Annotated in this window: 14 protein-coding genes; 9 read left to right on the forward strand and 5 right to left on the reverse strand. The window is 69.2% G+C overall.

Annotation, left to right across the window (positions count from 1 at the left end):
- Window positions 1–29 precede the first annotated feature (29 nt).
- Entirely contained in the window at window positions 30–296 is a 267-nt protein-coding gene (locus tag HQ308_RS11025; protein ID WP_222646399.1) for a hypothetical protein, read from the forward strand.
- Between the two features lie 9 nt (window positions 297–305).
- Here the strand turns inward: HQ308_RS11025 and HQ308_RS11030 are convergent, their stop codons facing one another.
- A complete protein-coding gene (locus HQ308_RS11030) occupies window positions 306–791 on the reverse strand; it encodes a ribonuclease H (RefSeq protein WP_027506082.1) in 486 nt (161 codons plus the stop codon).
- 136 nt (window positions 792–927) lie between these two features.
- Between HQ308_RS11030 and HQ308_RS11035 the strand changes: the two genes are divergently transcribed.
- The 6 genes from HQ308_RS11035 (at window position 928) to HQ308_RS11060 (ending at window position 6420) form a co-directional block, all read left to right on the forward strand.
- Window positions 928–1959 (forward strand): oxidoreductase, encoded by a 1032-nt coding sequence (locus HQ308_RS11035; RefSeq protein ID WP_308115752.1) that lies wholly within the window; start codon window positions 928–930, stop codon window positions 1957–1959.
- Between the two features lie 10 nt (window positions 1960–1969).
- Complete coding sequence (locus tag HQ308_RS11040) at window positions 1970–2911, forward strand: DNA-3-methyladenine glycosylase (protein ID WP_222646401.1); 942 nt, start codon at window positions 1970–1972, stop codon at window positions 2909–2911.
- 172 nt (window positions 2912–3083) lie between these two features.
- Window positions 3084–3602 carry a VOC family protein gene (locus HQ308_RS11045; RefSeq protein WP_027506079.1) on the forward strand — a complete coding sequence of 173 codons (519 nt, stop codon included), beginning with the start codon at window positions 3084–3086 and terminating at the stop codon, window positions 3600–3602.
- 61 nt (window positions 3603–3663) lie between these two features.
- A complete protein-coding gene (locus HQ308_RS11050; RefSeq protein ID WP_027506078.1) occupies window positions 3664–4611 on the forward strand; it encodes an aldo/keto reductase in 948 nt (315 codons plus the stop codon).
- A 10-nt stretch (window positions 4612–4621) separates the two neighbouring features.
- On the forward strand, window positions 4622–5107 hold the full coding sequence (locus HQ308_RS11055) for a DUF309 domain-containing protein (RefSeq protein WP_222646402.1): 486 nt from the start codon (window positions 4622–4624) through the stop codon (window positions 5105–5107).
- 50 nt (window positions 5108–5157) lie between these two features.
- On the forward strand, window positions 5158–6420 hold the full coding sequence (locus tag HQ308_RS11060) for a multidrug effflux MFS transporter (protein WP_037185969.1): 1263 nt from the start codon (window positions 5158–5160) through the stop codon (window positions 6418–6420).
- A gap of 1 nt (window position 6421) precedes the next feature.
- Here HQ308_RS11060 and HQ308_RS11065 read toward each other — a convergent pair whose 3' ends face one another.
- From HQ308_RS11065 to HQ308_RS11080, 4 genes are all read right to left on the reverse strand, one after another.
- On the reverse strand, window positions 6422–7186 hold the full coding sequence (locus HQ308_RS11065; RefSeq protein ID WP_222637904.1) for a deoxyribonuclease IV: 765 nt from the start codon (window positions 7184–7186) through the stop codon (window positions 6422–6424).
- 9 nt (window positions 7187–7195) lie between these two features.
- Entirely contained in the window at window positions 7196–7537 is a 342-nt protein-coding gene (locus tag HQ308_RS11070; RefSeq protein ID WP_051613431.1) for a carboxymuconolactone decarboxylase family protein, read from the reverse strand.
- Window positions 7538–7578: 41 nt separating this feature from the next.
- Window positions 7579–8562 (reverse strand): NADPH:quinone oxidoreductase family protein, encoded by a 984-nt coding sequence (locus tag HQ308_RS11075; RefSeq protein ID WP_027506074.1) that lies wholly within the window; start codon window positions 8560–8562, stop codon window positions 7579–7581.
- Between the two features lie 92 nt (window positions 8563–8654).
- Window positions 8655–10901, reverse strand: coding sequence for a bifunctional diguanylate cyclase/phosphodiesterase (locus HQ308_RS11080; RefSeq protein ID WP_222646403.1), 2247 nt, complete (start codon window positions 10899–10901; stop codon window positions 8655–8657).
- A 223-nt stretch (window positions 10902–11124) separates the two neighbouring features.
- On the opposite strand from HQ308_RS11080, the gene HQ308_RS11085 reads away from it, so the two are divergent.
- A complete protein-coding gene (locus HQ308_RS11085) occupies window positions 11125–11730 on the forward strand; it encodes a TetR/AcrR family transcriptional regulator (protein WP_051613430.1) in 606 nt (201 codons plus the stop codon).
- A complete protein-coding gene (locus HQ308_RS11090; protein WP_027506072.1) occupies window positions 11727–12935 on the forward strand; it encodes an acetyl-CoA C-acetyltransferase in 1209 nt (402 codons plus the stop codon). Before HQ308_RS11085 ends, HQ308_RS11090 begins: the two co-directional genes overlap by 4 nt.
- The last annotated feature ends 55 nt before the right edge of the window (window positions 12936–12990 follow it).

The following is a 12990-nucleotide window of genomic DNA, read 5'->3' on the forward strand; positions in this document are numbered from 1 at the left end:
CGCGCGGTCGATCGGGCACACCGGTGCTCATGAATGATTCCGTGAACGAGCCCGTCGACACCGCATCCATCGACCCGCGCGAGGAGTCCAAGGGCACGGGTGCGGACACTGCACAGAGTCCGGACGAGCGCGACGAGGCCGTGCGCGAGTTCGACAACCATGCCGAGGCCGAGCCGGCGCCGACCCTCGATCGGAGTGAAGCCGCCGTGGACGAGGGCAAGGATCTGCCCGCCCCGAGTCCGCGCGACGTGACCGCCGGCGACAAGGACGACAAGCAGACCGCTCGCCAGGAATGAGCCTCTGCTCTAGAAGAGCGTGACGGGTTCCTGTGCGCCCACCGGCTCGCACGGCGTCAGCGAACCGTCTCGGATCGCCCGCGCAGCGATTCCTGCCAGCTCGTCCGCCATCTCGTTGAACTGGTTGCCCACGTGTCCGCGGACCCAGCGGAACCGCACCGGACCCTCGCGCTCGGTGATGGCACGGTCGATCGCGCGGACCAGTTCCAGATTGCGCACCGGCCCACCCGTGGACGTACGCCAGCCCTTGCGCTTCCATCCGGCGAGCCACTCCGACGCACACTTGATGGCGTACTGACTGTCCGACTCGATGAGCATCGGCTCCGGACCCGGATGCGCGGCCACGGCCTCGTACAACGCCCTGAGCTCGGCGATCTGATTCGTGCCGGACGCTTCTCCGCCGGAGGCGGACGGGCCGGTGTGGTCGACCCAGGCCCAGCCGATGGCCCCGCCGGGGTTCTTCAGGCACGAACCGTCGGTACTCACGATGATCACCCTCGAGACAGTACGGCCGAGGACCGACAATTCCGCGGTCCCGCGCCGAGCGCACACCCTGTCCACGGCTCGGCCTACTCTCGAACGTGAACCATCAGCCCAGACCGCGATCTGGACCGACACAGGGAGACGCCACGTGACCTCGCCGACCGACGATCGATCCGCCACCGAGATCCCGGAGAACTTCCGCGCCCTGGTCGCCCGGCAGACCGACGACGGTGTGGATCTGACGTCCGAGACGGTCGACCTGTCGTTCCTGCCGGAGGGCGAGGTGGTCGTCCGCGTCGAGTACTCGGGCGCCAACTACAAGGACGCCCTGGCCGTCACCCCGAAGGGCGGAGTGGTGCGGGAGTACCCCATCGTCCCCGGCATCGACCTCGCCGGTGTGGTGGTCTCCTCGACGTCCGACGGGGTGTCGGTCGGTGACCGCGTCGTGGCACACGGCTACGAGATCGGCACCGGACGTCACGGCGGCTACGCCGAGTACGCGCGTACTCCGGCCGAGTGGGTCGTGCCGCTCGCGGACGGACTGTCGACGGCCGACGCCGCCACCATCGGCACCGCGGGCTTCACCGCCGCACTCAGCGTGCAGGCCCTGCTGGCGCGTGGCCTCACCCCGTCCGACGGTCCGGTACTGGTCACCGGAGCGAGCGGTGGGGTCGGCAGTGTCAGCGTGGACCTGTTGTCGCAGGCCGGGTTCGAGGTGGTCGCCTCCACCGGCAAGGAGTCGGCACACGACCTGCTGACCACACTCGGCGCGTCCTCGATCATCGGCCGCCTCCCCGAGGACCCCGACGCGGCGCCGCGTCCCCTCGGGAAGGCGCAGTGGGCCGCCGCGGTCGACTGTGTCGGCGGCAAGACCCTCGCGCACGTACTCAGCACCACGAGGTACGGCGGCGCGGTCGCCGCCAGCGGGCTCACCGGGGGAGCCGGGCTCTCGACCACGGTGTTGCCCTTCATTCTCCGGGGAGTGGCCCTGCTGGGCATCGACTCGGTGCAGTTGCCGATCGAGGCCCGACGCACCCTGTGGAACGACCTGGCCGGTTCCCTGCGCCCGAGTCGGCTCGCCGAGGTCACCACCGAGGTGACTCTCGACGAGGTGGCGGGAGTGCTCGACTCCCTGCGCGACGGGGCCACCATCGGTCGCACCCTCGTCCGTGTCGGCTAGCTCGTTTCCCGTGCTCGATCCCGGACACACTTCCCGCGGCGGTGCGGTGGAGATCACGCTCACCTCGGATCGCCCGCTCGCCCTGCGGTATTCGTTGTCGCCACACCGCCGCGGAGCGGGCGATCCCGCCCATCGGGTGGAGTCCGACGGATCCATCTGGCGCACCTCACGGTTTCGCACGGGGCCGGTGACGTATCGCCTGCGCCAGGTGGACCGGTTCGAGGTGACCTGCGAGGCCTGGGGCGCCGGCTCCGCGGAGTTCCTCGACTCTCTTCCGGGGCTCGTGGGCATGGAGGACGACGCCGACGGATTCGCGCCCGAGCACCGCATCCTCGCGGAGGCGCATCGTCGATTTCCCCATCTGCGCATCGGCCGCACCGGGCGGGTCATGGAGGCGCTGGTCCCGGCCGTTCTGGAGCAGAAGGTGCACGGGGTCGCCGCCTTCGCGGCATGGCGCTACCTGCTCTCGAAGTTCGGCGAGCCGGCACCGGGACCGGCGCCCGCGGGAATGCGGGTACCGCCGCCCGCCGAGGTCTGGCGGCGGGTGCCGTCCTGGGAGTTCCACCGGGCGAACGTGGATCCGAAGCGCTCCAAGACGATCGTGCGGAGCGCCGCCCTGGCCGACAAGCTCGAACCGATCGTGTCCATGACGAGGGAGGATGCCGAGCGCCGGTTGCGCCACGTTCCCGGAATCGGCGTGTGGACCGCGGCCGAGGTGATGCAACGGGCGCTGGGAGATGCGGACGCTCTGTCCGTGGGCGACTACCACCTGGCGTCGGTGATCGGATGGACGTTGACGGGGGCACCGATGACGGACGACGAGATGCTCGAGTACCTGGCGCCGATCCGGCCGCACCGCTATCGCGCGGTACGTCTGCTCGAGGTCAGCGGAACGGCCCTGCGCCCGAAGTTCGGTCCGCGCACCGTGGTCACCGACCACCGCCATCACTGACGGACGCTGCGAGGTGTGTGCACACAGTTACTGGTGAGCCCACACGATCTCCCGCACGCAGGAGCGGGTGTTCGGTTCACGCAGGCTGTGTCCACGCGGTTGCGGGAACCGGGGTACAGTTTAAGTTGAAGCTTCAAGCTAGCGACAACGCCTCGATCCGAAGGGACCTCTCATGGCCATCTCCCGTCTGAACCATGCCGTGCTCTACGTGCGCGACGCCCAGCGCAGCGCACGCTTCTACTCGGACGTGCTCGGTTTCCGCGTCGTCATGTCCATGGGCGATCGCGCCGTGTTCGTGCAGGCGCCGGACAGCACGAACGACCACGACCTCGGCCTGTTCTCCGTCGGCGACGGAGCGGGCGCGTCCCCGGCCGGCCGCAGCACCGTCGGGCTCTACCACCTGGCCTGGGAGGTGCAGACGCTGTCCGATCTCGTCGACCTGCGGGAGAAGCTGGCCACCGCGGGCGCACTGGTCGGCGCATCCGATCACTCGACGTCCAAGAGTCTCTACGGCCAGGATCCCGACGGCATCGAGTTCGAGATCGCCTGGCTCGTTCCCGCGGACCGCATCGACGACGCCGTCCTCCACGGTCGTTCCAGCATCGCTCCGCTGGACCTCGACGCGGAGATCGCTCGATACGGCGCCGACACCACGGGCGGCATCGGCGTCAGCACGGCGGCGCTGTCCTGACGGACGCCTCTCACCCGGTGCCGGGCGGAAATAGCGACGGCTCACAGGTGTTGCACCGAACATGACTCGTATCGGAACCTCGGACCTGGACGTCTTCCCGCTCGCACTCGGTGCCAACACCTTCGGATGGACGAGCGACGAGCCGGACTCGCACCGCATCATCGAGGCCTTCCTCGGAGCCGGTGGTTCGCTGATCGACACCGCGGACTCGTACTCCGCCTTCGCCCCCGGCAATTCGGGCGGCGAGTCGGAGACGGTGATCGGGAACTGGTTCACCTCGACGGGCCGGCGCGACGACGTCGTCCTGGCCACCAAGGTGAGCCAGCACCCGCAGTTCAAGGGTCTGGCCGCGGGCACGGTCGCTGCCGCGGCCGACGCGTCGTTGCAGCGCCTGCAGACCGATCGCATCGACCTCTACTACGCACACTTCGATGACGCGGACACCCCGCTCGAGGAGACGGTGGCCGCCTTCGACGCACTCGTGAAGGCCGGCAAGGTGCGGTACGTCGGTATCTCCAACTACACGGCGGAGCGCGCGCGGCAGTGGATCGACATCGCACAGCGCGAGGGGTTCGACGCACCCGTCGCGCTGCAGCCGCACTACAACCTGGTGCATCGCCGCAGCTACGAGCCGGAGCTGATGGAGGTCGCCGAGAAGAATCAGTTGGGCGTCTTCCCGTACTTCGCGCTCGCCTCGGGCTTCCTGACGGGCAAGTACCGCACGCGCGAGGACATCGAGGGCACACCCCGTGCAGCGATGACGTCCGGCTACTTCAGTGACGCCGGCCTCGAGGTCGTCGGGGCGCTCGCCGACATCGCGGACGCTCACGGCTCCGCGATCCCCACCGTGGCATTGGCGTGGCTGCTCTCCCGCAACGGCATCGTGGCACCCATCGCCAGCGCGAGCCGTCTCGAACAGCTCGCGTCCCTGACGGACGCCCCGACGTTGTCGCTGACCGCCGACGAGCTCGACCGTCTGACCGCATTGTCGGACAAGGTCGGCGAGTAGCGTCGTCTCGGTGGTCACGCCGAGACGAGAGCGCAACCCCGAAGGCCGGCCGCAGAACGGCCGGCCCCGCGACGGGCTCGGACGTCCCCTGCCCCGCGGAGCCGAGGGCGTCGAGCGCATTCCGGACGACGTCCAGCTCCCGCCGGTCGAGTCCCTGATCCGTGCCCAGCAACTCCTCGACGACGGCATGCCCTTCCACGCGCACGAGATCCTCGAAGGCACGTGGAAGATCAGTACGCCAGGGGAACGTGCACTGTGGCAGGGCCTGGCCCAGCTCGCCGTCGGTCTCACCCACCTGCTGCGGGGGAATAGCGTGGGAGCCACCTCGCTGTTGACGCAGGGACGTGATCGCATCGGGACGTACGCCGACGCACCCCACGACATCGACATCGCGGGCCTGATGCGGTGGGCCGACCTTCTGGTGGCTGCGCTGGACCGCGGGGAGTCCCCCGTTCCGACAGTCCCGCACCTCACGCATCGCCGACAGTTCACCTGACCGTCACACGGATCGGGAACACATCGCGGCCGCACGGTGCTGCACCCCGGGTGACGACAGACTCCCGCACCACCTCGGCGACTCCCGGCACGGCAGTCGGTACCTCCGACCAGCCGGCCGCACCCTCCAGGCTTCGCACCATCCTGGTTCTCGGCGCCCTCGTCGCGCTGGGGCCGCTCACGATCGACGTCTACCTCCCGGCGCTGCCCGCGATCACCGAGGACCTCGGGTCCACGGATGCCGCGGTGCAGTTCACCCTCACCGGCACCCTCATCGGACTGGCCGTGGGACAGCTGGTGATCGGGCCGCTCTCGGACTCCCTGGGACGTCGACGGCCCCTCATCGCCGGAACGATGATCCACATCGTCGCGTCGCTCCTGTGCATGATCGCTCCGACCGTCGGCGTCCTGGGTGTGACCCGAGCCCTGCAGGGCTTCGGTGCCGCCGCCGCCATGGTCATCGCGATCGCCATCGTCCGCGACCTGTTCGACGGCAGGGCCGCCGCCACCGTGATGTCGCGTCTGGTCCTGGTCATGGGCGTCGCACCGATCGTGGCACCCAGCCTCGGCAGCCTCGTCCTCATCCACGGGTCGTGGCGCGGCGTGTTCGCCGGGCTCGCGGTCGTGGGTGCCGCCCTCATGCTCGTGGCGATGTTCCTGCTGAAGGAGACGCTCCCCGAGGAGCGTCGTCGACCCAACGAGTTCCTGCCCGTCCTGCGCACCTACGGATCGTTGCTCGGCGACCGACGGTTCGTGGTTCTCGTTCTCGTGGCCGGCCTCGGTATGTCCGCGCTGTTCGCCTACATCTCCGGCAGCTCGTTCGTGCTGCAGGACGGGTACGGACTCGGCGAGCAGCAGTTCGCCCTGGTGTTCGGCATCGGCGCCGTCGCACTGATCAGCGCGTCGCAACTCAACGTCCTGGCGCTGCAGCGCTTCACCCCGCAGCGGATCGTCACCGTGGCACTGGTCGCGATGGCCGCGTCCGGCGCCGCCCTCATCATCACCACGACCACCGGATTCGGCGGCATCGTCGGATTCATGGTGCCCGTGCTGTTCGTGCTGGCGTCGGCAGGATTCGTCATGCCCAACTCCCCGGCGCTCGCCCTGTCACGCCACGGTGAGGCCGCCGGCACCGCCGCCGCTCTGCTGGGTGCCGCGCAGTTCGGCATCGGTGCGCTCATCGCGCCCCTGGTGGGCGTCCTCGGCAACGACGGCCCGGCCATGGCCATCGCGATGACCGGTGGCGCGACCATCGCGCTGCTCGCTCTCGCGAGCGTCCGGTCCGAGAAGCCGGTACCCGCCGACGCGGTCTGACTCAGAGCGAGCGGAGGTACGCGACGTCGTCCTTCATGCCGTCGGCGGGCGTCTCCAGCATCACCGGAGCGTCCGCCGCGGCGGCGACGGCGGCCAGCACCTCGGCCTCGATCTCGCCGCTCTCGAGATTGGCGTGACGGTCGCGAGCCGAATCGAACTCGTCGCGAGAGTTGTTCAGGTGCACCAGGTCGATGCGTCCGGTGATCGCCTTGACGCGCTCCACGGCGTCCACGAGGTCCTCGCCGCCGGCCCAGGCGTGGCACGTGTCGAGGCAGAACCCTGCTCCGAACTCTCCGACGGCGTCCCAGAGGCGAGCGATGGCGTCGAAGCGCCGCGCCATCGCGAAGTCGCCGCCGGCGGTGTTCTCGATCCAGATCGGAACCGCGAATCCACCGGATTCCGACTGCCGTTCGAACAGCTTGCGCCAGTTGGCCACTCCCTCGGCGGGATCCTCCCCGTCGCGAACGTGTCCACCGTGGACCACCAACCCGAGAGCACCGATCTCTGCGGCCACGTCGGCCTGCTGCGCGACGGCCTTGCGGGACGGGATGCGGATGCGGTTGTTCAGGCTCGCGACGTTGATGACGTAGGACGAGTGGACGACGATGTCGACCGCACTGTCCCGGACCGCCTCCAACCCCGAACCGACAACGGGCTTGTTCCACTTCTGCGGGTCCGTGAGGAACAGTTGCACCAGGTCGACGTCGAGATCCTCGGCCTCGCCGAGCGGGTTCTCCGAGTTGCGGACGTGTGCACCGATACGCATGTCCCGACCTTACTCGAGCGGACCCAGCTCCTCGTCGAGTACTCGCTGCACCACCCGCATCGCTGCGAGCGCCGCCGGCGCGCCGCAGTAGCCACTGGCGTGGACCACGGACTCCACGATCTCCTCGCGGGTCAGACCGTTGGTGAGTGCGCCCCGGATGTGCCCGCCGAGCTCCTGCTCGGCCCGGAGGGCGATCAGCATGCCGATGTTCAGCAGGCTCCGACTCCGTCGGTCGAGGCCCGGCCTGTTCCACACGGCGTCCCACACGTGCTCGGTGACGTGGCGTTGCAACGCTTCCGAGTCGGTGCCCGTGCTGTTCTCGAGGGCGGCCGCGACGAAGGTATCGCCCATCACCTCGCGGCGGACCGCGAGACCGTCCCGATAGGCATCACTCACTGCAGCGTCACCACGACTTTGCCTGTGGCGGTCCGGTTCTCGAGAGATGCGATGGCCTCGCCGGCCTTGTCGAGCGGGTACACCACCGGCTCCGGCGCCACCAGCGCGCCCGAGGCGAACAGCGGCTCGAGCTCGGCCCACTGCGTCGTCGTGTAACCGGGCCGGCTCATCCACCACGCACCCCATCCGGCGCCGACGACCTCGACGTTGCTCAGCAGCAGTCGGTTGACCTTGACCGTCGGGATGTCGCCACCGGTGAAGCCGATGACCACGAGTCGACCCGCAGGCGCCAGCGATCGGATGCTGTCGGTGAAGCGATCCCCGCCGACGGGGTCGATGACGATGTCGACTCCGCGGCCACCGGTGAGTTCCTTGACCGTGTCCTTCCAGCCCTCGCCGTTCGGGCCCTGCAGCATCACCACATCGGTGGCGCCCGCGGCGCGAGCGACCTCGGCCTTGGCCTCGCTGCTCACCACCGCGATGGTGCGTGACGCTCCCAGTACCGGGGCGAGTCGCAGCGTCGATGTCCCGATGCCGCCACCGGCGCCGTGGACCAGGACGGTCTCGCCCTCGGCCAGACGTCCGCGCTCGCGGAGGGCGAAGTGCACCGTCAGATCGTTGAAGAGCAGTCCCGCACCGGCCTCGAACGAGACGGCGTCGGGCAGCGCGAAGACGAGGTCGGGGGTCGCCACCGCCACCTCGGCCATACCGCCGCCGAATCCGGTCAGCGCCGCCACTCGGTCACCGGGCGCGAATCCCGAGCCCTCGGGCGCGGACCGCACGACACCGGCGACCTCGCTTCCGGGCACGAACGGCAGGTCCGGCTTGTACTGGTAGAGCCCACGACTGAGCAGTGCGTCGGGGAAGGCCACGCCGGCCGCACGCACGTCGATCACCACGCCGTCGCCGGTGGGCTCGTCGAGATCGGTGAGGGTGAGGGCTTCGGGGCCTTCGAGGGTGGTCACCTGCACTGCGCGCACGGACTGTCCTTTCGCCGGTCGACGGTCGAGGGGTGGTGCGAGTCGACTCGGGCCTCAGGTTACAAAGAACCCGCCGTCGCCGGTGCGCTGGGTCACACGGCAGTACGAGCGGCGCCCACTGCAGAGTTCACGGCCTTCACCGTGCGCACGACGTCGCCCGCGGGGACCGGCCGCGCGATGTGGAAGCCCTGCACCGCGTCGCATCCGAGTCCGCGCAGCACGTCGAGGGTGTGTTCGTCCTCGACGCCCTCGGCCACGATGTGCAGACCCATGCTGTGCGCGAGAGCGATGGTGGATCGGACGATCGCGAGGTTGGCGGAGTCCGACGCGAGCGAGGTGACGAAGGACCGGTCCATCTTCAGCTGCTGCACCGGAAGCGACGCCAGGTACGTCAAGGAGCTGTACCCCGTGCCGAAGTCGTCGATGGAGAGTGAGACTCCCTGCGCGCGAAGCGCTTCGAGCGTGTCGATCGATCGTTCGGGATCGGTCATCGCGGACGACTCGGTGACCTCGAAGACGACGGCGTGCCCGGGAAGGCCGTGGTCGTCCAGAGCCGTTCGCACTCGGGACGCCAGGGAGGAGTCCACGAGATCCCGGACGGAGAGATTGACGGCCACGTCGATGTCCAGTCCCGCCAGCCGCCAGCGTCGGCACGCGGCCATCGCCGTGTCGATGACGAACGAGGTGACGGCCGGGAGCATGCCGGTCTGCTCCGCACTCGGCAGGAACGCGGCCGGCAGCAGCAGCCCCTCGCGCGGATGTCGCCACCGCAGAAGGGCTTCCATTCCCGACACGGCTCCGGTGCGCAGGTCGAGGCGGGGCTGGAAGAACACCTCGAGCTCACCTCCCGTGATGGCGTCCTCCAACTCGCCCATCCTCCGGAGCTGATCGATCCTGTCGATGTCCATCGTGTGGTCGTAGACGGCCAGTCGCGGTTGCCGGGACTTCGCGGCCACCACGGCGGCGTACGCCCGCTGCACCAGCTCCTCGGATCGTGGGTGCGGCGTGCCGGTCGACAGTGTCACGGCCACACTGCTTTCCAGCGTCAGCTTCATGTCCCGCACCTCGAGCGGGGCCCCGACCGCGCGTTGCGCAGCGATCGCGACCGCCACGGCGTCGTGCCTGTCGACGGGGCCCGGCAGGACGAGGGCGAACTCGTCACCCCCGAGACGTCCCACCGTCGCCGACGAGTCCACCGTGTCGACGAGTCGGCGACCGATCTCGGTGAGCACCTGATCTCCCACCGCGTAGCCGAAGGTCTGGTTGATGTCGGAGAACCGGTTGAGATCCACCAGCACCAGGGCCACTCCGTCGCGGCCCTCCGGACCGAGGATCTCGTGCAGCCGGCGCCCGAGCCGGCCGCGGTTCGCCAGTCCCGTGACGGAATCGGTGTCGGCCGCAAGGCGCAGTGCCCGCGACTGTCGTTGCAGCAGTGTCAGGAACGAGGTCAACCGCACGGCGCCGAGGACGACGATGATCGAGGCGGCGATCACCACCGCGGGCCCCCAGCGAGTGACCGGAGTGCCGCGCATCAGTTCGATGCTCATGACGACCGGCGTCATCGCCACGGCCGAGGTCAGCAGGATCAGTCGAGCCATCCCCGTCTGCGCACGACTGATGGTGCTGACACGCGGACGCTCGTCGTGTCGCAACGCCGCCGCACCGAAGAGCACGTAGGACGCTAGCCAGCAGACGTTGAGGATCGTGCTCTCGGCGGGACCGTCCGCGACCACCACGTACGAGGTGTAGTCGGCGACCACCATCAGTGCCGTGGCCGCACCCAGCAGCCAGTGGGTGGTGGAGCCCGCGCGTCGCTTCAACACGACGAAGACGAGCAGTACCAGCAGGAAGACGTCGATCTCGGTGTAGAAGATGCCGAGCCACGTTCCGGCGTCGGGCACGCGCTCGCCTCGGGGACCGGACACCACGACCCAGGACGCGAGACCCACCCCCGCGGTCATGATCGCGGCTTCGAGTCCGTCCGCCGGACTCAGCATCGGGGTCCCCGAACTGCGGACCGACAGCAGGGCCACGACGATGAGGAGGTATCCCAGGACGTAGGCGGCGTCCGCCACCGACGGGAGAGGTACGACGCCGCCCGAGTTCTCCATCACCGCGATCGCGATGTCGCCGACGACCCAGAACGACAGCGCCGTCGCGACGATCCACCACGAATGGGTGCTCACCTTGCGGTGTGCGCGGATGCCGACAGGAATGGACGCCACCGCACCCACGGCGATGACGCAGTACAGCACGCTGGACACCACGCCGGGCGGAAGCGTCGCGTACACGGCGATCGCGAGCGCACCGACCACGAGAAAACGGGTCGGCGAGGACATCGAGACCATGCTGCCTCTCTCGTGACCCCGACCGACATGGACGGAATGAATGTACCGCCGCCGACGGGCGCGCATCGCGGAAATCCCGCGAAGAGAGCGCGGTCACCAAGTGAATGGTCACTAACCGAATACGGTAAACTGGCTGCTCGCGACCGACGACAGGTGGGAGGCCCGGGTGGTGAACCGTATCGCGGCGGGCTCCGCGTCCACCGAACGTTCACGGATGAAGGCCGAGCGCCGCAGCGCACTGGTCGACGCCGCCGCCGTCCTCGTCGCGGAGCGCGGGTACCACGGTCTACGACTCGAGGACCTCGGCGCCGCGGTGGGGATCAGCGGTCCCGCCGTGTATCGCCACTTTCCGAACAAGGAAGCCGTCCTCGTCGAACTGCTGGTGGGAATCTCCGAGTACCTCCACGCCGGTGGGGAAGAGGTCCTGGCGCGACGGTCGGCACCGCTGCCGACGCTGCACGAACTGGTCGCGTTCCACCTCGACTTCGCCATGACCTCGCCACGCCTCATCGAGATCCAGTTCCGCGATCTCGCGAACCTGCCGACCGACGCCCAGCGTTCGGTGCGCTCGCTGCAGCGCCGCTACGTCGAGATCTGGGTCCGCACCCTGCGGGAACTGGACTCGGACTGCTCCGAGGACGACGCTCGCGTCCAGGCTCACGCGGCGTTCGGTCTGCTCAACTCCACTCCGCAGTCGATGGGCCGCGTGCCCGCGTCGCTGCTCCGACACCGTTTGTCCACCATGGCTCTGACCGCTCTGGGGATCGACCCCGCCGCATCCACCATCACATCTGCCCCCACCAGTGAGGAAACAGCATGACCGCACCTTCCGGCACCACGTCCGTCATCGTGGCCGGTGCCCGCACTCCCATCGGCCGTCTGCTCGGATCGCTGTCGACCCTCTCCGGCTCGGACCTCGGCGGCGTCGCCATCGCCGGCGCCCTCGAGAAGGCCGGTATCAGCGGTGACCAGGTCCAGTACGTCATCATGGGCCAGGTCCTCACGGCCGGCGCAGGCCAGATTCCCGCACGCCAGGCCGCCCACGCCGGCGGCATCCCCCTCAGCGTTCCTGCCCTGACCATCAACAAGGTGTGCCTGTCCGGTGTCGACGCCATCGCCCTCGCCGACCAGATGATCCGCGCCGGAGAGTTCGACATCGTCGTCGCCGGCGGCCAGGAATCGATGTCCCTCGCTCCGCACATGCTCGAGAAGAGCCGCAGCGGATTCAAGTACGGCGACGTCACGATGAAGGACCACATGGCCTACGACGGCCTGTACGACATCTTCACCGACCAGGCCATGGGCGCCCTCACCGAGGACCGCAACGCCGACACCCGTTTCGTCACCCGCGAGGAGCAGGACGCCTTCGCCGCCGCGTCGCACCAGCGCGCCGCCGCAGCCTGGAAGAACGGCGTCTTCGACGACGAGGTCGTTCCCGTCAGCATCCCGCAGCGCAAGGGTGATCCCGTCGTCGTCACCAGCGACGAGGGCATCCGCGCCGACACCACCAGCGAGAGCCTCGCCAAGCTCCGCCCGTCGTTCGACAAGAACGGCACCATCACCGCCGGCTCCGCGTCCCAGATCTCCGACGGCGCCGCCGCCGTCGTCGTCATGAGTCGCGCCAAGGCCGAGGAACTCGGACTGACGTGGCTCGCCGAGATCGGCGCCCACGGCGTCGTCGCCGGACCCGACTCCTCGCTCCAGTCCCAGCCCGCCAACGCCATCACCACCGCCTGCGCCAAGGAGGGCATCGCCCCGACCGACCTCGACCTCGTCGAGATCAACGAGGCGTTCGCCGCCGTCGGCATCGTCTCCACCCGCGAACTGGGCATCGACCCCGAGAAGGTCAACGTCAACGGCGGCGCCATCGCCATCGGTCACCCCCTCGGCGCGTCCGGCGCCCGCATCGCCCTGCACCTCGCACTGGAGCTGCAGCGACGCGGCGGCGGAGTCGGCGCCGCAGCACTGTGCGGTGGCGGTGGACAGGGCGACGCCCTCATCCTGCGGGTTCCCGCAGCCGAGTAGCCGGCGCACACCTTCCAGCCACCCACACCCCGAGCGGCCTGCTGCAAGGGGTGTC

Source organism: Rhodococcus sp. BP-241 (genome assembly GCF_019836145.1).
Taxonomy (GTDB): Bacteria; Actinomycetota; Actinomycetes; order Mycobacteriales; family Mycobacteriaceae; genus Rhodococcoides.